Here is a 19,128-nt window from a genome sequence, read left to right as displayed (position 1 = left end):
GCCGGCAGCCGCCGTCGGGCGTGTGAGTTCGCTTACCTCCGCCCTCGATTCGGGGCCCGCGCCGGCTTCTCAATGTGCGGGCGGGCAGCGGCGCAAAGTAGGCTAGTGGGGTGACTACTCCCTCTGCATCCCAGACGTCCCACAGGCCCGTTCTGGTCGTTGACTACGGTGCCCAGTACGCGCAGCTGATTGCCCGCCGCGTCCGGGAAGCGAATGTGTATTCGGAAGTGGTTCCGCATACCTACAGCACCGAGCAGCTGCTGGCTAAGAACCCCTCCGCGATCATCCTCTCGGGCGGCCCCTCGAGCGTCTACGCCGACGGCGCGCCCAGCGTCGGCGCTGACCTCTTCGAGGCCGGTGTCCCGGTCTTCGGCATCTGCTACGGCTTCCAGGCCATGGCCAACGCCCTCGGCGGCAAGGTGGCCCAGACGGGGCTCCGCGAATACGGCGCCACCGAGACCACCACCCTGGGGGAGGGCCGCTCCATCCTGGCCGGCATGCCCCAGCAGCAGAGCACCTGGATGAGCCACGGCGACTCCGTCCATGAAGCCCCCGAGGGCTTTGAGGTCCTCGCGACGACGGCGGGCGCCGACGTCGCCGCGTTCGCCAACGAGGACAAGCGCCTTTACGGTGTCCAGTGGCACCCCGAGGTCAAGCACTCGGCCTACGGCCAGCAGGTCCTGGAAAACTTCCTCTTCAGGGGCGCCGGGCTGGAACCGAACTGGACCACCGGCAATATTCTGGAAGAACAGGTCCAGCGCATCCGCGAACAGATCGGCGACTCCAAGGTTATCTGCGGCCTTTCCGGCGGCGTCGACTCGGCAGTGGCCGCGGCCCTGGTCCAGCGTGCAGTCGGCGACCAGCTGACCTGCGTTTTCGTAGACCACGGGCTGTTGCGCGAGGGCGAGGCCGAACAGGTCGAACGTGACTTCGTGGCCGCCACCGGCGTCAAGCTCTATGTCGCCAACGAGCAGGAGCGCTTCCTGAGCGCACTTGCCGGCGTCAGCGATCCCGAGACCAAGCGCAAGATCATCGGCCGCGAATTCATCCGCGCCTTCGAGGAAGCCGAACTGGCGATCATCGCCGAAGCCGCGGCGCACGGTGAAAAGATCAAGTTCCTCGTCCAGGGCACCCTGTACCCCGACGTCGTCGAATCCGGCGGCGGCGAAGGTGCGGCCAACATCAAGAGCCACCACAACGTGGGCGGGCTGCCCGAGGACCTGCAGTTTGAACTCGTTGAACCGCTGCGCGCCCTGTTCAAGGACGAGGTCCGCGCGGTCGGTGCGCAGCTCGGCCTGCCGCAGGAAATCGTCGGACGCCAGCCCTTCCCCGGACCGGGCCTCGGCATCAGGATCGTCGGCGACGTCACCAAGGAACGCCTGGACCTGCTCCGCAAGGCCGACGCGATCGCCCGCGCCGAGCTGACCGCCGCCGGACTGGATGACGAAGTGTGGCAGATGCCCGTGGTGCTGCTGGCGGACGTCCGCAGCGTCGGCGTCCAGGGCGACGGCCGCACCTACGGACACCCGATTGTCCTGCGCCCCGTGTCTTCCGAGGACGCCATGACCGCCGACTGGTCGCGGCTGCCCTACGATCTCCTGGCCCGGATTTCCAACCGGATCACGAACGAGGTGGACGGCGTCAACCGCGTGGTGCTGGATGTGACCAGCAAGCCGCCGGGAACCATCGAGTGGGAATAGCAATGTGAATGGCCGGCCTTTCGAGGCCGGCCATTTCATTTTGTTCCTGACAATTCGAGCCGAATTTCGCACCGCCCAGTGTTGCGGCCCCGCACGTGCCGGGGATTCGGGCTACCCTCGAAAGCATGCCGGTATGGTCCAAGGCGTCCCGCGCCAGCCAGACAACCGCGAGCACCCACAACGCGGCCAGGGAAAGCGCGGACGCAACACAGACGAGCGTTGATACGTCGAACGCGCTAGAGTCGAGCCCGCCACGGTCCGGCGCAGAGAAATCGAGCACAGAAAAGAAGGCAGCAGTGTCAGTTGGTCAAGGCCACCCCGAGGGCTCCGAGGAGTTCAGGAAATGGCTGTCGGAGCTCAAGCCCGTCACCGGAGCAGATACCATGCTGCGCTTCACCAAAACGCCTGAAGGCTCGATCGACCTGACCCATGCCCATCCGTCCGGGCTTGCCCAGCTGATGGCAGGCCGGCGCACCCGGCTCTCGACGTTGATCCGCGACCGCCAGCAGTATGTTGTTGCGGCCAGGGCATCGCGGAACCTGCGCTCCAAGATTTTCGAACTCGCCAATGACCGCGGCATCGACGCGGGGTATTTCTCCGCCGGCACGGTCGTCTGGACGTCCGCCGTCGGGGGTAAGCCGCAACGGATCTCGGCCCCGGTCATGCTCACCGCCATTTCCCTCACGGTGCGCCCCGGCGAGGACGACTACGAACTTCAACTCACCGAACAGGCGCAGATCAACCCGGCGCTGGTTCGGCACCTCAAGTCAGTCCACGGGATCGTCTTTGACGTCAACGCGGTCACGCGGATGGCGTACAGCACGGCCCGTTATGACCCCCAGCCGGTTCTGGACCGTCTTGGCACCCTGGTCCAGCCGATCCACGGCGCGGAAGTCGAGCACAACCTGCTCGTCTCCACCTTTGCGGACCTCTCCGGCAACCTGGATGATCCGTGGATCAACCAGAACAACCCCCTTGTCACCGCGCTGGCACGGTCCGGTTCCGGCGAACGGGTCGACGTGCCCGCGCTTGAGCCCGGCCGCTTCCCCAGTACGGATGAGCGGGACCCGGCCGAGGAGCTTTTGCTGCTCGACGCCGACACGGACCAGCAGTATGTCATCGACGCCGTCCGGGCGGGTGACTCGTTGGTGGTCAGCAGCCCGCCGGGCACCGGCCAGACCCAAACCGTCATCAACACCATCGGCGCCCTCGTGGACGAGGGCAAGTCCGTCCTGGTGGTGGGTGACCGGCGTGCCAGCCTCGCCGAGATCTCCGCGCAGCTGGACGGCCTTGGCTTGGATTCGGTGCTCTTGCAGCTCACCGGCAACGCCAGCCCGCTGCAGCTCAAGGGCCAGCTGGTCCGGGCGATCGTCCGCAACGAGAAGTCTCTCCAGCCGCAGCTGAGCAACCTGCACGCCACGCTGACCGGGCACCGCCACGCCCTGATGGACCACGTCGCATCCCTGCACAATGTCCGGGCCCGCTGGGGCTGCTCGCCGTACGAGGCCATGCAGTCGCTGGCAGAACTGACCTCCATCCAGCCGGCGCCGGCCACGACGGTCCGGCTCAAGCGCAGCGTACTGGACAACATCCGGGACCGCGAGGAACTCGCCGGCCGGCTCCGCCGAGCCGCCGAGCTCGGCAGCTTCAGCCGCGCGTCCACCACCAGCCCCTGGCACGGCGCGCGTCTGCTCACCCGCAAGGAAACGCAGGAAGCGCAGAACGTTGCCCAGTCCGTGGCGGAGAAACTGCCGTTGCTGCGCGGGCGCATGGACGCCGTGGCGGAACACGCAGAGATCCGGCTCGGCGGGACGTTCGCCGAATGGGGCGAGCAGATCGAACTTCTCGTGGCCGTCCGCGAAAGCCTGGACAAGTTCACTCCCGACATCTTTGACCGGCCGGTCCATGACCTGATCTCCGCCACGGCGTCCTCCGCCTGGCGCCGGGAACGCGGGATCGAGATGCCGTCCATGCAGCGCTCGCGCCTGCGCCGGGTGGCCAAGGAATACGTCCGGCCCGGCGTGCACATCGCGGACCTGCACAGTTCCCTGGTCCTCGTGCAGGAGCAGCGCGCCGCCTGGTCCGGCTACGCCACCACGCAGCGGCACCCGGCCGTGCCGTCCGGGCTGGGCGAAATCACGGGCCTGTACCGGGAGCTCGCAGCGGAACTGGCTGAACTCGGCCAGGCGGTCAAGCAGACCGCCGCCGGCGGCGATGTGGATCGCGCGCCGTACGATGAACTCCTGCCCCGGGTGCGGCGGCTCGTCGCCGACACCGCGACCCTGGAAACCCTGCCCGAGCGCACCCTGCTGGTCGAAAGCATGCGTGAGCACGGCCTCGGCGAGCTCCTCGCTGACCTTGCAGAGCGCGAGGTTCCGGAGGGGTCGGTGACCGCCGAGCTGGAGCTGGCCTGGTGGCAGTCGGCCCTGGAAGCCATGATCAGCGGCGATGACTACCTCGCCATGTCCGACGGCGACGCCCTGCGCCAGCTTGAGGCGGAGTACCGGCTCGCGGACAATGCCCATATCGCCAGTGGTGCTGCCCGGCTGCGGTGGAACCTGTCCGAGCGGTGGCGTACGGCAATCGCGGCGTACCCCCGCCAGGCCGAGCTGTTGCGCAGCCTGCTCAAGGACGGCCGGGTGACCCTGGCAGCCCTGAGCGGCCAGGCGCAGGAGCTGCTGCCCACCCTTGTCCCGGTATGGTCCGTCAGCCCCTATCTCCTGACGGGCCTCCTGCCGATCGAGCAGACCTTCGACGCCGTCGTGATCCTCGACGCGGAGACGACTTCGCTGCAGGCAGTCCTTCCGGCCATCGCCCGGTCCCGGCAGGTCATCGCCTTCGGCGACGAACAGGTCGCCAGCCCCCGGACCTTTACCGTGGGCGTCGAACGGCTCGCGGCCGGGGAGAGCTCCTCCCAAAGCGTTGAGAGCTCGTACCGGGCACTCTCCGCTGTGCTTCCGGTCTGGAACCTGAGGACCGTGTACCGTGCGGTCGATGAAGACCTGGTGCGCCAGCTCAGCAAGGGTTTCTACGCCGGGGAACTTTCCCGGCTCCCTGAGGGGCAATCCGCCACGGGCCTTGACCGTACCCTCAGCGTGGAGTACCTGCCCGACGGCACGGGGCTGCCCAGCGCTGACCACGACGGCGTTGAATCGGTTGTTGCCGAGGTGAACCGTGCGGTGGAGCTCGTCTTCGAGCACGCCCGGCTCCGGCCGCGGACCTCGCTGGCCGTGGTGACCGGCAGCCTTCGCCACGCCGCCCGAATCGGCGAGGCCATCAGGGCGCAGCTGCCCAACTACCCTATGCTCGGCAGCTTCTTCACGGCGGGGGACGAGTCCTTCCGCGTGGTGGATCTGGAACGGGCCCAGGGCCTGGTCCGCGACCACGTCATTTTTTCCCCGGGCTATGGCCGCACCCCGCATGGGCGCACCCTCCACAGCCTCGGGCCGCTCTCCGCCGACGGCGGCCGGGCCAAATTCGCGCTGGCGATGACGCGAGCCCGCCGGTCCCTGCACGTGCTCAGTTGCTTCCGCCCCGAAGACCTCGATGTCAGCCGCCTCAGCCACGGCGCCGTGGACTTCTATGAACTGCTGGACCGTGAGATCGCGGGCAATACAGATCTTGGCAGCCCCGCGTCCCGGGCCGCGGCCAGCGAGCAGGCGCTCGGCGCCGATCCGCTCGTGGCCGACCTGGGCGACCGGCTCCGGGCACGTGGGGCACGGGTATGGCACCAGTACGACGGCGTCCTGAACATGGTGGCGGCCGCCGATCCGATGACCACGATCGGCCAAGACGATGCTGATATTCCCCGTCCGGTAGCAATCGAGTCAGATGGCACCGGCCACTACCGGCGGATGAGCGTCCGGGAACGCAGCAGGCTCCGGCCGCAGCTCCTGGAGCGGCTTGGCTGGCGCTACATGCCACTATGGACCATAGAGGTCTTCACAGATCCCTCGGCCTGTGCCGATCGGATTGGCGGCTACCTCGGGTTGGAGAAACCTGCCGTGTCCGGCCGGCTCCGGACATCGCACGGGTTCTTCGATGACGACATCGACCACCTGGCGATTGACCAGGCGCGGGCCGCTGAGTACCACGTGGCGGACGAACCCGCGGGGCAGGTATTTCGAGGCCGCGGAACTGCGGGCCAGGACTACCGCCGGCAGGAACCAGCAACAGGAATGACAGGCAATTCAGGCAGTAAGGAGGCCGGCGGCATGAGTGCGGACGGCGACATCCGAGACAACACCGGCGCCAAGAGGGACGACGCGACCAGCGCCACTGAGCCCAAGACCGCTGAGCCCAAGACCGCTGAGCCGAAGTCCGGCGAGTTGACCGGTGACGGGCCGGACCAGGAAACGGCGAAGGAGCCGTCCCGCCGTTCGGAGGCGCCGGCCACGGTCCCCGAAGGCGTGCTGCCGAACAAGGCGGCGGAAGATGACCCCCGGCGCTGGGGTGACCAGCCTGACAATTACGATCACGACGCATGGCTCCAGGAGCAGAAGCCACCGCACTGGGGCTGACGTTGTGTGGCCGGCACCGCGGAGCCTGCGGTGCCGGCATCACCCGGCGGACGGGCTGCCCGGGGCCCAGCGCGGCGCGCTGCCCAGGCCTAGCCCGGCGCGGCCGCCACAAGGACGAAGAACAGCTTGCCTTGGGTAGAGGCGCCCGCCAGTCTGCGTGCCTGGTCGGCCGCCGCTGCCACGACTATCAGCCCGTCCGTCTCCGCGGTGGCGGGCCACGGCGAAGCATTGCCGCCCTGCACTGACGTCCAGAGCACCGGAACGGCTTCGGCCAGGATTTGGCTTTCGCCGGGTTGGTCAAAGCCGTTGCCGCCGGTGAGCACCACGTTGACGAGCTGCCCGGGGGAGACCAGCTGGATGGAGGCCGGATCCGCCATCCTGAGCGGCACGGCCGCAGAGCCGGGCGGGCTTCCCGCGAGCAGGCCCGGGCCAAGGATCTGGGCATCGGTGAGGAGTTGGCCCTGGCGCAGCGGTGCGGCCAGTTGTTTTCCCTCGAACGCGGTCTCGCTGCCGGGGTTGCCGGCAGGCACGAGGCCCGGCGGGACACTGATGCTGCTGACATCGCCGGGTTCCAGGGTCTTTCCGGCGGGAAGATCCGCCGCTGCGGCGAAAGCAACCACCGTGGCAGTGGGCGCGGGAGCTAGCTGCTGAACCGTGAGGCCGGCCGGGATGCAGAACAGGAGGGCCGCGATAAGTCGCCGGTTCCCGTTCATCCAGCCGCGCAGGCGGCGCCGTGACGGACGGCGGCCGGGAGGCCGTTGCCGGCGGGTCTTCGCCGGGCCCCGGCTCCGGAACGGGCGGCCCGCCGCGGACAACGTGGCGGCGGGAAGGTTGGCGGCGCGGATCCCGGCGCGTGCCCAGCGGCCGGAGCCTTCGACGGGCGTGGGGAGGGACGGCAGGGACGACGCCGTGAAGGGTGCCCCGGACGAAGGGGTGGATGACGTCCAGGGCCAAGGCGGGGAAACCGCGCTGAGTGAAAGGGCCATGCCGTCACGCTACGGACCCGGGCGCATCGACGGGAGCCGCAGAACCGCCTATGTGGACAATGGCCACCGGCCCAAGGATTACGCTGACTCAGCCAGCAGAGGCCCACCTGACGGGCCGGCGCCGAACAGGCCGGCGTCTGACGGGCCCGCCCTAAGCAGGCGGGTGTCCTGCTAGAGCGCGGGGGCGGGTGCGGGGGTGGCCGCAGGAGCTGCAGGAGCCGGGGAAACCGTGCTGCCCTTGGCGTCGCGGGAATCGGTCCGGTAGAAGCCGGAGCCCTTGAACACTACGCCGACGCTGTTGAACTTCTTGCGCAGCGTGCCCTGGCACTCGGGGCAGGACGTCAGGGAGTTGTCGCTGAACGACTGCACGATCTCGAAGGCATGGCTGCAGTCCTTGCAGGCGTATGCATACGTGGGCACTGGAAATCCTCACTCTGGGGCAAACGAGCAGGTCCCGTGCTGCCGAGCCGGAATCACTGCCGATATGCCTATCGACCGGTTCCGCCCTTAGCAGTCGCAGGGCCTGAGTGCCAATTCTATCACCTTGGCAGGAACCCACATCAGCCGGGGCGGCATCAGCCGAGCCGGATGATCCCGCCCGGGGTCAGCGCCACGTCGACCTTCCGGTCGAACGACTCGGCGGGAATGCTGCCCGCGGGCAGCACCTCCGTGTCATAGACGACGGCCGCAGTCGGCAACGCGACAGCGTCGGACGCTGCGCCGGACGCGGGGGACATGGCGGCCAGGGCGGCAAGGAACTTGTCGTAGTAGCCGCCGCCTTGTCCGATGCGGTTGCCCGAGAAATCCACGGCGGTGGCCGGGAGGATGACTGCCGTGGCGTCGCGCATTACGGCGGTGCTGTGGCGTTCTCCGACAGGCTCCTGGATGGGGGCGTATCGGCTGCGTACAAACCCGGACTGCGGAGTCCAATACACCCAGCTGAGCGAGATATCGGGTTCGCACACCGGAAGCAGCACCCGGTGCCCGGCAACGGTCATGGCCGTCAACAGCGGCAGCGTGGGCGGTTCGGCGCCCACACCGAGGTACACCGCGAAGATGCCTTGGCGGCCGCGGGCCTGCCCGGAGGCCCACTCGAGCCCGTGGCGGGCGATGCCCGCCGCGGCAGCATCCTGTGCGGCCGGCGGGAGTGCGGAACGCTTCGCCCTGTGGCTGGAGCGTATTTCCTCTTTAGACGCCAAGCTGGCCTGTCCTCTGCCTCTTCCGGCCGCCAGGTGTCGGGAGGGCCTGCCGGGCGGTTCGAATAAAAATTACGCAATGATTGGTCCCTCCGTTAGATTAGTCGAGTGAATACACTGAACGCTTCCGTCCGTAAGGCCGTCATCCCCGCCGCGGGCCTTGGTACCAGGTTTCTTCCGGCCACGAAGGCCATGCCCAAGGAAATGCTGCCTGTAGTTGACAAGCCGGCCATCCAGTACGTCGTTGAGGAGGCCGTGAATGTTGGCCTGAACGACATCCTGATGATCACGGGCCGCAACAAGCGGGCGTTGGAGGACCACTTCGACCGCGTCCCGGCGCTGGAGTCCACCCTCAAGGCGAAGGGTGACACGGCGAAGCTCGAGTCCATCCAGGCCGCCAGCAACCTAGGGGACATTCACTATGTCCGCCAGGGCGATCCCATGGGCCTTGGCCACGCCGTCCTCCGGGCCAAGCAGCACGTCGGGCAGGAGCCGTTCGCCGTCCTCCTGGGCGATGACCTCATCGATGCCCGCGATGAGCTGCTCAGCACCATGATCGAAGTCCAGGCCAAGACCGGCGGGTCGGTGATCGCCCTGATCGAGGTGGATCCGTCCCAGATCAGTGCCTACGGCTGCGCCGACGTTGAGGCAATCGTTGGTGAGGACTACGTCCGCGTCAATCAGCTCGTGGAGAAGCCCGACGTCGAGGACGCCCCGTCCAACCTCGCCGTGATTGGCCGCTACGTGTTGCACCCGGCCGTCTTTGAAGTGCTTGAGCGCACCGCGCCCGGCCGTGGCGGAGAAATCCAGCTCACGGACGCGCTGCAGGAGCTCTCGGCCGGCACCGGCGAGGGCTACGGCGTGTACGGCGTCGTCTTCCGCGGCCGCCGCTACGACACCGGCGACAAGCTCAGCTACCTCAAGGCCTGCGTACAGCTCGCCTGCGACAGTGAGGACCTCGGCCCGGGTCTGCGCGAATGGCTGCCCGGCTTCGCGTCCAGCCTGGCCCCCAGCCTCGCAAAGTAACTCCCGTGGGGGGCAGCTTCACCTGGCCGGTGACCCTGGAGAGTGGCGAGATCGTGTTGCGCCCGATCCGGTACCGGGACCGCAAGGAGTGGACAGCACTCCGGTCCCGTAACTGCGAGTGGCTGGCCCCCTGGGAGGCGTCAAACCCGGTCCCCGGCGGCGGCCTGCCGGACTACCGGCAGATGGTGCGTTCGCTCAAGGCCCAGGCCGCGCAGGCCACTGCCCTGCCCTTCGTGATCGCGGAATGGACGCCCGGCCACCAGGCACCGGTGATCGTGGGGCAGTTGACTGTGTCCTCGATCGTGTGGGGATCGGCCATGATGGCGACGCTTGGCTATTGGGTCGACAAGGAACGGGCCGGGCGGGGAATCGCCCCGACCGCCGTGGCCATGGCAACGGACTATTGCTTTGGCACCCTTGGGCTGCACCGCATGGAGATCAACATCAGGCCGGAGAACGCGCCGAGCCTGCGGGTGGTGGAGAAACTTGGGTTTCGCGACGAGGGATTCCGGCCCAGGTTCCTGCACATCAACGGCGAATGGGCGGACCACCGGACCTTCGCGCTCACGGCTGAGGAAGTGCCGGAAGGCCTCCTCGCACGGTGGCTGAGGACGCGCCAGGCCTGAACCTGTGACGCCGCCTGACCATCCACGGTGCCCCGGCGCCGGCCACTGGCCGGCGCGCGCGACACACCCCTGACAATGCGGGGCAGCACCCCATATACCTCATACGGTTTTGAGTGTGGACTTCCCTCTTAGCAGCTCTGTGATCCTTGTCATTGCTGTTGCGCTCTGGATCGTGTGGGTGGCGCCTTACGTTCTCCGGAACGGGCGCCACCAGCTGCAGCCTGCAGGCGAATTCCTGGCGGACGTCATGGACATGGAACCAGCAGATCCACATGCGGGGAAGGTTATGAAAATGACAGCGCAGCAGGAGAAACCCATGACCAGCACCCAGCGCGCAGTACCGGCCGGCGGCACCGCAGGCCATGGTCCAAGCAGCGGGGCGGCGGCCGGAAGGAACCCGAATTCTGCAGCGACCTCCCCGGCGTTCCGGATTCGGTGGGGACGGCTGGTGCTGGCGGTAGCCGGCCTCCTGGCCCTCCTCACAGGAGTGGTATCCGCGGCCCTTCGACTTTTCGGTATTGGTTCCGGCTGGCTCCCCGTGACGGCCCTGCTGGGCGCCGTCGCCGCCGTGGCGCTGCTCCGCCGCCTCGCTGTCCGCGACCGCCGGCGGAAGATGAACGCCGCATTCCGTGCCGCCATGGGCAGCCCGGAACGCACTACTGCGCGGCCTTCCGCGCCCGAACAGGTCCCCACCCTTCCTGCCGGCCGTCCCGCTGCCCGGCCGGAAAGCCCGCTCTTCGACGCCGAGGCGGACCGGGTCACTCCCAAGCCTGCACCGAAGCCGTTGACCGCACTGGAGCTCCGCCAGGCCGCCCTCGCCGAAGCGGCAGCCTCGGGGGATACCTCGGCGGCTTTGGCAGCCGAAACTGCGGCGGCCGCGGAGGGCTCCAGCTGGGAGCCCGTCGATGTTCCCAAGCCCACCTACGTCGAAGCGGCGAAGGCCGAACGCGCTGCTCCCATGCCGCTCGACCTGCCTGAAGCGCCGAAAGCCGTCGGGAAGCCGTCTCTCAAGCAGGGCGCGCGGCCGGCCGCATCCGATCCGCGGGCCGCGGACGATTCCGAGTCAAAGCAGCTCAGCAAGGCCCAGAGTGCTTTGAGCAACCTGGACGATGTCCTCCAGCGGCGACGCGCCTGATCCGCTCCGTTCCTCCGGAGATTTCGCCCCGGGCAGCCAGCGATGGCTGCCCGGGGTTTTCATTTCCCCGGGGCGTCGCGGGTGGGCTTCGTTGCGGTAGCCTCGGGTCATGACAAGGATCTGTGTCGCCGGCGGAACCGGCCAAGTAGGCCGTGAAGTGGTGCGCAGGGCTGTCGATGCCGGGCACTCGGTGGCCGTCCTCAGCCGCAACCAGCCGGCGGCCGGCACTGCCGCCAACATCAGCGGCGCGGAATACTTCCGCGCGGACGTGACGACGGGAGAAGGTGTCGCGGCCGCCCTGGCCGGTGCCGACGTCGTGATCGATTGCCTGGAGGGACGCTCCGGGACGGCGCGCAAGAACTTCGCCGACGGCGGCGCGCGTCTTCTGGCCGCCGCTCGGGATGGGGGTACGGCGAGGGCCGTCATGCTGTCCATCGTGAACTGTGGTCGCAGTAAGGCAGCCTTCTACCGGTCGAAGGCTGCCAAAGAACACGTCTACGAGCTGTCCGGACTGGAGACAGTGGTGGTCCGGGCCACCCAGTTTCATTCGTTGCTGGCAATGATGTTCGGCGCCGGCTCGAGAGTGCGGATCATCCCCGTGGTGCGAGGCGCCCGGTTCCAGCCGGTGTCGCCGGCCGACGCGGCCGCGGTGCTCCTGGAAACCGCACTGGAACGGGGGCCGGTTCCAGCTGCGGGACCGCGGCACCGGGTGCTGAACCTCGGCGGCCCGGAATCCAAGGACATGGCCGACTTTGCCCGGGAGTGGCAGCGGGCCACGGGCGTCAAGGGCCAACTGGTGCGCCTACCGCTGCCCGGCGCGACGGGCCGCTATTTGCGCGAGGGGCTAAACCTGGTGCCGGAGGCGCGACACGGCAACGAGACATTCCGGGGCTGGCTGGAAAACAGCGCAGATAGTTTGTAGCCTAGGGACACCGGCAACGCCGTTCCCTCAGGACCGGCGTTGCTTCGGGGCTATAGCTCAGTTGGTAGAGCGCTTCGTTCGCATCGAAGAGGTCAGGAGTTCGAATCTCCTTAGCTCCACAGTTTGCAGGGGTTTTTGAACCCTTGAATGATGAAATAAACACTTTGCCAGGTGAAATCACTAAGAGCGCCTCGCCGAAAGGTGCGGTGCCGTCACCGGAACCGAATACGTCAACAAGATATTGTCAAGGAAGCCGCCCCGGGTCGATTTCGCGTGCTAGGTTAGCGGCAAAGCCGCGGCGATTGCCAGCAGCTTCCGTACTCTTGGGGGAGAGTGACGATGATCCCGAACAACAGGCAGCTCATCAATCTCATGGCCGGCGCCGATCCGGTTTTTCTTGCCAGCCGATTCGCTACCGATTTTTCGGCAGCCCTCGGTCTGGAGGGGGAGCGGGGCACTTTCCGGTACTTCGGGGGAGGCTATTGGGACATCAGGATTGACGGAGGCCCTGCGTTCCAGTTGACCCCTCACGGATCGAGAGTCGTCCGGGCCAACGGGTCGGCCGAAGATGGCCCGGTCATGACGAGCCCGCGGCTCCGACCGCCGTGGTCCCTGGTGCTGCCCTGTCATTCGACATCGACCGGACCGAACCCACGGATGAGGACCTGGCGGAGCTGGAATCTTTGAAATCCAGTGTCCAGAACTTTCCCGGAACGACCTGAGCCGGAAGATAAGGGATCGTCATGACGGAAACATCCGCCGAGAACCCCACCACCGCCCGGCGAACGTCGCGACGGACAGGCCCAAACCGACGCATGATTAACGCATGAGAGGGTCAATGATCGACCCGCTCCGGACCGGACTCCGCAGCCCGCATTTCTCTTGGGGGACAACTTGAATTCACGCATCACCGGCCTGCTGTTCACCGCGGCACTGACGGGGGTCCTGCTCACTGCCGCGGCGTGCGCCGTCCCGCAGGCGAGCACGGAGCCGAACGCCACGCCTCTGAGCGCGCCGGCCACTACTGTGGAGCCCTCGCCCAGTGCCGCAGCCACAACAGCGGCAACCCTCACCCCGGCAGTCAGTGAGACGGCGGCGGCGCCTGCTCCGGAGACCCGACAGTCTGCACCGATGCAGACGTTCACGTTTCCGGACGGCCACATTTCCTTCACCCACCCGGCGGGCTGGACCGTCACGGTCAAGCCCGGTCCGGTAAACAACGCTGAAGAGCAGAAGATCTCCTTCGAGGCGACCATCTCGGACGAGTCGGGCGCAGAATTGGCCCGCGTTTACAGCGGTAAGTACGGCGACGGCGCCGCGGGTCCGGCCAAGCGGACCGTTCTGGACCACAGCCCCGTATCAGGAATCACGGACAAGTCAGGGGAAACCGCGCAGTTCGGCTTCGCCTACGATGAGGACCTGGCGGGCGGTCTCCACTACTTCATGGATGTCCGGGAAGCTCACGAGTTCCTGGCACATGACGGCAGCTCCGGGTCCAACCAGATCGCGCTGCCCGACAGGATCATGAACGCTTACGTCGTCCTCACTGATTCACCGTCCACACTGGCCTTCACTTCGCCGGCCGCCGCGAAAGCCTGGATGGAATCCGGACGGTACGCCCAGCTCAAAACGATGCTGCTCAGCCTGAAATACGCGTAGCCGGATAAGATCCCGGCGTTCCGACCTGGCACCGCCGGACCGTCCTGCAAGCCCAGGCGACGCCATGGTGCGTGACTACCCCGTGAAGAGGACCAATATGACAGCTACAGCGATCAGCACCCGGACGGCGTCGGACGTCAATCTGCACGTCGGCGCACCGGGACCCGCCGTGGCCACCGAAGCGGCAGCGCTCCTCAACGAATCCCTCGGCTCTGGATTCATCCGCCCTTCCGAGCTGGCTGAACTCACGGCAGGCCACGGGGGAGTCCTCATCCGCGCCCGCAACCGGCCCGGCCAGCTCTTCGGCGCGGCCACGGCCCGCCTCCTGGGCCGGGAAGACGTCAATGCGCTGCAGGACCTCCTGAGCCGTGCCGGCGTCGAGGCCGGCCTGGACGGGCACCGGATCGGTGAGCTGAAGTCCATTGTCGTCTCGCCCGCAGCCCGGGGGATGGGCCTCGGCACCACCATGCTTGCGGCCAGTCTCGATTTTCTGAAGGCCTGCGGTTGCCGCTATGTTGTGTCCGCGTCGTGGGTCTCGGCCGATCCACAGCAATCTTCTCTCGGGATGCTGGAACGGGCCGGATTCGCGCAGAAGGCGGGCGGTTACCTGTGCCCCGAGTGCGGCGCCGAGTGCGTCTGCGCGGCCATCATCCTCGTGCTGCCACTCGAGGATTGGCCGGTGGGCCCCGGCGGCACGTGACCTAACTCGTGGGGGCTGCCGTGGCGACTGGTTGTCAAGGCCTGCTGGATGATCTGTTGGTCGGCCGTCAGAGCCTCGGGCGGCCGGGCGCCAACGCCGAACAGGGCCGGCGGCCGCTAGAGCTCTTCCTTGGCGAGGGCCGTGGTGCCGGGAGGTGTCGGCCGTCCGAGGCGCATGTCGAGTCTGGCGCGCAGCCTTGCGGCGGTGACCTGAACCCGGTGCTGCGGGACGGGCGCATTGTGGGAAGCCTTCGCGGAAACGAGCGGCCCGCCGTCCGTTATTTCCGCAAGCCCGTTCACGGACTTCCACGCGATGTCCAGGAGTTCAAGCTCTTCGTTCCGTGCCAACTCGCTGCCGGCGAGCACATCCAGCGCTGCCAGCCCTAGGGCTTTGATGTCCTCGTCCTCGTCCAGGGCACGTTCCAGTGCCCATTGTGTCCGTTTCCACCACTCGGCCCGGTCGTCGGAGATGGCCTTCTGGCGCAGTGTCTGCCAGGCCATAAACGCTCCAACTGCCGCCGCTATGAGTACCGCAACAGGGGCAAGCGCGGCAACGATCTGCCACCACTCGGCCGGACTTGAGTGGAGAAGGACTTCAACTGGAACTGGAGTCGGGGCAGGCGTTGGCGGCATGCGATCAGCCTAAGCCGCAGCCCGGACAGTGTCAGGCGACGAGGCGGGCGCGGCGTGGTTTCGGCGCTCGCGCGCCATCACCGCTGCCACCGGTGTCCGGCCACCGGTGTCCGTGGTCTCCCGGTGGGCGCCCCGGCGTGGATGCCGCCCTTGACGGTCCGCTCACCGGCTCTTCCAACCGGCAGCTTGCCCACCGGCTGTTGCCGGAGGAGCCGTTCTGAATATCCCCTCGGGCGGCGCGGAACGTCCCGTCGGCGACGCCCTTCTGGTGCTTCCCACCCGTAAGGATGAACAGGACAGCACGGACAAGTAGCCGCGGTACCCTCCGGTCACAGCGAAGCGTAGAGCCGGCCGAGTGATGTCAGCTGGCCGTTGGTTTTGTAGAGGGCTGACGGGCCCATGGCAGGGTCGCTGGGTTCCCTGGATTTCCACGCAAACCGTTCGACGAAGGGCATCACACGCATGCCGGCTACCGCAACCTGCATGAAGTATGCGATTTCGCGGGTCGTGTATTTGGACGGATGTGCCGGGGTTGCCGACCAGTCCGCAACCGCAAATTCGGTAACCCAGACCGGCCTTCCGTACCTGTGATGCAAGTACCAAACTTTTGCGAGGAAGCTCTCTGGGTTCGGCGAACCGTAGGAATGCATCGTCATGAAATCGACCCGGAGATTCGCCTTCCGCGCCCTGGCCATGAACTGGTCCAACCATGGGCTCCTGACACCGACAGTGGCCGGAGATCCCAGCCGCAGGCCGGTGGACTGAAGGTGGGGCCACAACCGGATGGCCTCATCGACAGACATGCTGGCTTGGCCAGGGTGGTCCGGCTCGTTGAAAGCGAGGAGGTGTCTGGTCCTCGTCTGGGGAAGTTGCCTGGCCACGTCGCCAAGGGCGTCCTTTCGGAGCAAAGCATTCGCGCTCCACACCATCGGGACAAAGGCCGGGTTGGTCGTGACGGTATACGCGGATCCCCAGGAGTAGTACCAGTTGGCGTTGAGGCTCCGGATTTGTCTCAATGCCAACGCATCGTCTCCGCCGTGGGCTGCGCCTTTAAGAGCCCTTGGGGCAGAGATGGCCGTCCGGGCAAGGGATGGTGCGGACGGGGCCGGAACCGGCCCTGGGGGTGGTGTGGCGGCGAAACTGGCCCCGGCCGCAGCCGGGGCAGCCAGCATTGCAGTGAGAAATGTCCGGCGATCCATGGATTCCTTCTTCCGAAGCGAAGCGGGCCGATACCAATCCTCAACCGGATGTGACCAAGATCACGCTACGCCACTCTCTCGGCATTTGGAACAGCCGCAACGTGTCGCAATACCGGCGGCTTCGCGTGCGGGGCAAAAGAGTTTTCATGAGATGGTGTGAACATGCGTGATCGGCGCCGTGGCCGCGCCGGCGCTGCCATCTGCGCGGCGGAACCCAAAACGCAAATCAACGGCAAACCAGCCGAAATCCACTGCAGACATCCACGGCAGAATCCCACAGCAGAATCCCAGTGCAGAAACACAGTGCAGACGAGGCCACCAACCATGAAGAACATGATCGTGATTGCGATTGCCCTGCTGACGCTTCTGCTGACCGCAGCCTGCTCCGCCTCGCCGAATCCCGAGCCGTCCGCCGGGAGCGCGTCCGCGGGCCTGCCGGCGTCGCTTCCCAAACCGGACGCGGCCGAGCAGGAAGCCCTCCTGGCCTCGCTCGCCGCGATTGACCCCCGGCTGCCAAGCGATACGGCAGTCGATAAGGCCCGCAGGCTCTGCGGCCGCCTTCTGGGGCAGTCGCCGGAAGACCAGCTCATCGCCGCCGCAAAAGCGGAGTTCACCGGCGGCGACGTCCCGGCCGTCTCGGACGAGGACGCGCAGCGGGTACTCTCGGCGATCGGGGCCAACGGGTTCTGCCGCTAGCCTTGTTAATAACACGAGGAGAACTATGACCACCCTGAAAGAACGCCTGCACGCCGACGTCGTGAGCCACATGAAGGACCGCAACAAGGTTGCCCTCACCACTGTGCGCAACGTCCTGGGCGAGATCGAAACCCGCGAGAAATCGGGTAAGACGCCAATCGTGCTGGACGACGCACAGGTGACCGCCCTCCTGCAGAAGGAAGCCGCCAAGCGCCGCGACACTGCCCGCATCTACACCGAAGCCGGCGAAGCCGAGCGTGCCGCTGCCGAGATCGCCGAGGCCGAGGTGATCGAAGCCTACCTGCCCAAGCCACTCACCGCAGCCGAAGTCGAGACGATCGTGGACGAGACCATCGCGGCGCTCAAGGCCGACGGGGTCGAGCTGTCCCTGCGTCAGCTGGGAGCAGTGATGAAGCCCGTCACCGCCACGGTGGCCGGACGTTTTGACGGCAAAGCCGTCAGCGAAATCGTCCGCAACCGTCTCGCGCAGCAATGAGCCTGATCCGGCTGCACGACGTCGGCGTCCGTTTCGACAACACACAGATCCTTCGCGAGGCGTTCTTCCGCTTGGAACCCGGGGACCGGGTGGGCCTGATCGGCAAAAACGGCTCGGGGAAGACCTCCATACTCAAGCTCATCCTGGACCAGGTGTCCCCGGACACCGGAACGGTCACCGTGGAGCAGGGAACCAGGGTGGGGTATTTCTCCCAGTTTTCCGAGCTGGACGGCGAGGCGACCATCCTCGAGGTCCTTGACGGACTGTTCGTCCAGATCAAGGCTGCCGAGGCCGAGCTGGCAGGCATCGACGCCGCCATTGCGGCAGACCCCGCCGAAGCAGAGCTGGACCGGCTGATCCGGCGCCAGGCCGAGCTGTTCGAGGACATGGACCGTCTCGACGGATGGGACTACAAGCGGCGCATCGACACCGTCCTGACCACGCTGGGGTTCAGCGAGGCGCACCGCACGTGCGCGATTGACGAACTCTCCGGCGGGTGGCGCAACCGCGCTGCTTTGGCGAAGATCCTGTTGGAGGGTCCGGACGTATTGCTGCTGGATGAACCCACCAACTACCTCGACGTGGCCGGCGTCGAATGGCTGGAAAGCTGGTTCCGCGACTACCGGGGTGCCGCGATCATCGTCTCGCACGACCGGAAGTTCCTCGATGCGGTGGTCAACCGGATTATCGAGGTGGAGAACTTCCATCTGCACGAATACCCGGGAAACTTCGCCGAGTACGTTGTCCAGAAGCAGTTCCGGCTCAAAACACTCGAGGCGCAGTTCGTCCACGAGTCCGAGCTCCTCGCCTTTGAAGCGGAGGGCATCGCCGACCGCCGCGAGGCCGCCAAGGCAGCCAGCCGCGGGCTGGGGAACCAGTTGGCCAAGATCAAGAAGGCGCGCACACCCCGGCCCGTCGACCAGATCGTCACCGAGATCTACGGCGGGCTGCACGTGAAGGATGTCCTCTGCCGGGTCGAGGGGCTGGGCAAATCCTATGGCGACAAAGTGTTGTTCGAGGACCTCAGCTTTGAGATCCGCCGTGGCAACAGGATTGTGGTCCTGGGCTCCAACGGCAGTGGCAAGTCCACGCTGCTGAAAGTGCTGACCGGGGAGGAACCGACTGATTCCGGTGATGTGGTCTGGGCCAAGGGGCCCGGTTTTGTTTCGTACAACAAAATGCTGGAACAGCTCGACGACGCCGACACCGTCTCGCACGCGGTCAACGCGCTGCCGGACAGCCTCGCCTTCAGCGCCACGAAGAAGTCCGTGAACAGGTTCCTCGCGATGTTCCAGTTCTCCGAGGCCGACCTCAAACAGAAGATCGGCAACCTATCCGGCGGACAGAAAGCCCGCGTCGCCATGGCTCAGTGCCTGTTGTCCGGTGCCTCGGTGCTGCTCCTGGACGAGCCCACCAACCACCTGGACATGTCCAGCACCCAGGTGATGGAACGGGCACTGCTCCACTTCCCCGGGGCGGTCGTCGTGGTCAGCCACGACCGGTTCTTCACCGAGAAAATCGCCACTCGTCGGCTGGTCTTCGGCAGCGACGGCGCGGAACCCGGCGAGGTCGACGTGCGCGCGGCCTAGCAAACGCAAGATGAACCTTTGCTCAGCGTTGGCTCAGCATTGGCTC

The 19,128-nt window shown here is 66.7% G+C and carries 16 protein-coding genes and 1 tRNA gene; 12 read left to right on the top strand and 5 right to left on the bottom strand.

All coding sequences use genetic code 11. The annotated features are described in order from the left end of the window. The first annotated feature begins 110 nt into the window (after positions 1-110). The gene (guaA, locus tag AC1D2F_RS20255; protein WP_476967568.1) at positions 111-1,700 is read left to right on the top strand and encodes a glutamine-hydrolyzing GMP synthase; all 1,590 of its coding nucleotides are present in this window, start codon (positions 111-113) and stop codon (positions 1,698-1,700) included. Positions 1,701-1,996: 296 nt separating this feature from the next. Then, positions 1,997-6,220, top strand: a complete 4,224-nt coding sequence (locus AC1D2F_RS20250; protein WP_364745635.1) for an AAA family ATPase — start codon at positions 1,997-1,999, stop codon at positions 6,218-6,220. A gap of 89 nt (positions 6,221-6,309) precedes the next feature. Here the strand turns inward: AC1D2F_RS20250 and AC1D2F_RS20245 are convergent, their stop codons facing one another. The 3 genes from AC1D2F_RS20245 to AC1D2F_RS20235 all read right to left on the bottom strand — a co-directional run bounded on the left by AC1D2F_RS20245 (position 6,310) and on the right by AC1D2F_RS20235 (position 8,405). After that, positions 6,310-7,206 (bottom strand): RcpC/CpaB family pilus assembly protein, encoded by an 897-nt coding sequence (locus AC1D2F_RS20245; RefSeq protein ID WP_476967567.1) that lies wholly within the window; start codon positions 7,204-7,206, stop codon positions 6,310-6,312. A 171-nt stretch (positions 7,207-7,377) separates the two neighbouring features. Then, positions 7,378-7,626, bottom strand: a complete 249-nt coding sequence (locus tag AC1D2F_RS20240; RefSeq protein WP_364745640.1) for an FmdB family zinc ribbon protein — start codon at positions 7,624-7,626, stop codon at positions 7,378-7,380. 155 nt (positions 7,627-7,781) lie between these two features. Then, on the bottom strand, positions 7,782-8,405 hold the full coding sequence (locus tag AC1D2F_RS20235) for a 5-formyltetrahydrofolate cyclo-ligase (RefSeq protein ID WP_364745643.1): 624 nt from the start codon (positions 8,403-8,405) through the stop codon (positions 7,782-7,784). Between the two features lie 105 nt (positions 8,406-8,510). Here AC1D2F_RS20235 and galU point away from each other — a divergent pair, with 105 nt between their 5' ends. The 7 genes from galU to AC1D2F_RS20200 all read left to right on the top strand — a co-directional run bounded on the left by galU (position 8,511) and on the right by AC1D2F_RS20200 (position 14,470). After that, positions 8,511-9,428 carry a UTP--glucose-1-phosphate uridylyltransferase GalU gene (gene galU, locus AC1D2F_RS20230; RefSeq protein ID WP_364745646.1) on the top strand — a complete coding sequence of 306 codons (918 nt, stop codon included), beginning with the start codon at positions 8,511-8,513 and terminating at the stop codon, positions 9,426-9,428. A gap of 5 nt (positions 9,429-9,433) precedes the next feature. Further along, on the top strand, positions 9,434-10,054 hold the full coding sequence (locus tag AC1D2F_RS20225; RefSeq protein WP_229995396.1) for a GNAT family N-acetyltransferase: 621 nt from the start codon (positions 9,434-9,436) through the stop codon (positions 10,052-10,054). Positions 10,055-10,193: 139 nt separating this feature from the next. After that, entirely contained in the window at positions 10,194-11,189 is a 996-nt protein-coding gene (locus AC1D2F_RS20220) for a hypothetical protein (RefSeq protein ID WP_364745991.1), read from the top strand. A gap of 109 nt (positions 11,190-11,298) precedes the next feature. After that, positions 11,299-12,111 (top strand): SDR family oxidoreductase, encoded by an 813-nt coding sequence (locus AC1D2F_RS20215; protein WP_476967566.1) that lies wholly within the window; start codon positions 11,299-11,301, stop codon positions 12,109-12,111. A 46-nt stretch (positions 12,112-12,157) separates the two neighbouring features. Beyond that, positions 12,158-12,230 (top strand) — tRNA-Ala (locus tag AC1D2F_RS20210). 775 nt (positions 12,231-13,005) lie between these two features. After that, complete coding sequence (locus AC1D2F_RS20205) at positions 13,006-13,770, top strand: hypothetical protein (protein WP_229995398.1); 765 nt, start codon at positions 13,006-13,008, stop codon at positions 13,768-13,770. Between the two features lie 97 nt (positions 13,771-13,867). Continuing rightward, complete coding sequence (locus tag AC1D2F_RS20200; protein WP_229995399.1) at positions 13,868-14,470, top strand: GNAT family N-acetyltransferase; 603 nt, start codon at positions 13,868-13,870, stop codon at positions 14,468-14,470. A gap of 116 nt (positions 14,471-14,586) precedes the next feature. Here AC1D2F_RS20200 and AC1D2F_RS20195 read toward each other — a convergent pair whose 3' ends face one another. Both AC1D2F_RS20195 and AC1D2F_RS20190 read right to left on the bottom strand, forming a co-directional pair. After that, positions 14,587-14,970 (bottom strand): hypothetical protein, encoded by a 384-nt coding sequence (locus AC1D2F_RS20195; RefSeq protein WP_229995400.1) that lies wholly within the window; start codon positions 14,968-14,970, stop codon positions 14,587-14,589. A 461-nt stretch (positions 14,971-15,431) separates the two neighbouring features. Continuing rightward, on the bottom strand, positions 15,432-16,274 hold the full coding sequence (locus tag AC1D2F_RS20190) for a glycosyl hydrolase (RefSeq protein WP_229995414.1): 843 nt from the start codon (positions 16,272-16,274) through the stop codon (positions 15,432-15,434). Between the two features lie 351 nt (positions 16,275-16,625). Here AC1D2F_RS20190 and AC1D2F_RS20185 point away from each other — a divergent pair, with 351 nt between their 5' ends. From AC1D2F_RS20185 to AC1D2F_RS20175, 3 genes are read left to right on the top strand one after another with little or no spacing between them, the layout of a single operon-like run. Further along, on the top strand, positions 16,626-16,997 hold the full coding sequence (locus tag AC1D2F_RS20185; protein WP_364745655.1) for a hypothetical protein: 372 nt from the start codon (positions 16,626-16,628) through the stop codon (positions 16,995-16,997). Positions 16,998-17,022: 25 nt separating this feature from the next. Next, complete coding sequence (locus AC1D2F_RS20180; protein ID WP_229995402.1) at positions 17,023-17,493, top strand: GatB/YqeY domain-containing protein; 471 nt, start codon at positions 17,023-17,025, stop codon at positions 17,491-17,493. After that, complete coding sequence (locus AC1D2F_RS20175) at positions 17,490-19,082, top strand: ABC-F family ATP-binding cassette domain-containing protein (RefSeq protein ID WP_229995403.1); 1,593 nt, start codon at positions 17,490-17,492, stop codon at positions 19,080-19,082. The genes AC1D2F_RS20180 and AC1D2F_RS20175 overlap by 4 nt, the downstream gene beginning before the upstream one ends. Positions 19,083-19,128 lie beyond the last annotated feature (46 nt).

The organism is Arthrobacter sp. P1_B3, from assembly GCF_056406615.1.
Note: the sequence above shows the minus strand (reverse complement) of the source record. Positions and strands in the feature narration are given on the sequence as shown.

Bases quoted from the DNA above. Each gene is read 5' to 3' on its own strand.
- AC1D2F_RS20245 (WP_476967567.1), bottom strand. From the start codon at position 7,206: ATGGCCCTTTCACTCAGCGCGGTTTCCCCGCCTTGGCCCTGGACGTCA.
- AC1D2F_RS20215 (WP_476967566.1), top strand. From the start codon at position 11,299: ATGACAAGGATCTGTGTCGCCGGCGGAACCGGCCAAGTAGGCCGTGAA.
- AC1D2F_RS20200 (WP_229995399.1), top strand. From the start codon at position 13,868: ATGACAGCTACAGCGATCAGCACCCGGACGGCGTCGGACGTCAATCTG.
- AC1D2F_RS20195 (WP_229995400.1), bottom strand. From the start codon at position 14,970: ATGGCCTGGCAGACACTGCGCCAGAAGGCCATCTCCGACGACCGGGCC.
- AC1D2F_RS20190 (WP_229995414.1), bottom strand. From the start codon at position 16,274: ATGCTGGCTGCCCCGGCTGCGGCCGGGGCCAGTTTCGCCGCCACACCA.
- AC1D2F_RS20185 (WP_364745655.1), top strand. From the start codon at position 16,626: ATGAAGAACATGATCGTGATTGCGATTGCCCTGCTGACGCTTCTGCTG.
- AC1D2F_RS20180 (WP_229995402.1), top strand. From the start codon at position 17,023: ATGACCACCCTGAAAGAACGCCTGCACGCCGACGTCGTGAGCCACATG.
- AC1D2F_RS20175 (WP_229995403.1), top strand. From the start codon at position 17,490: ATGAGCCTGATCCGGCTGCACGACGTCGGCGTCCGTTTCGACAACACA.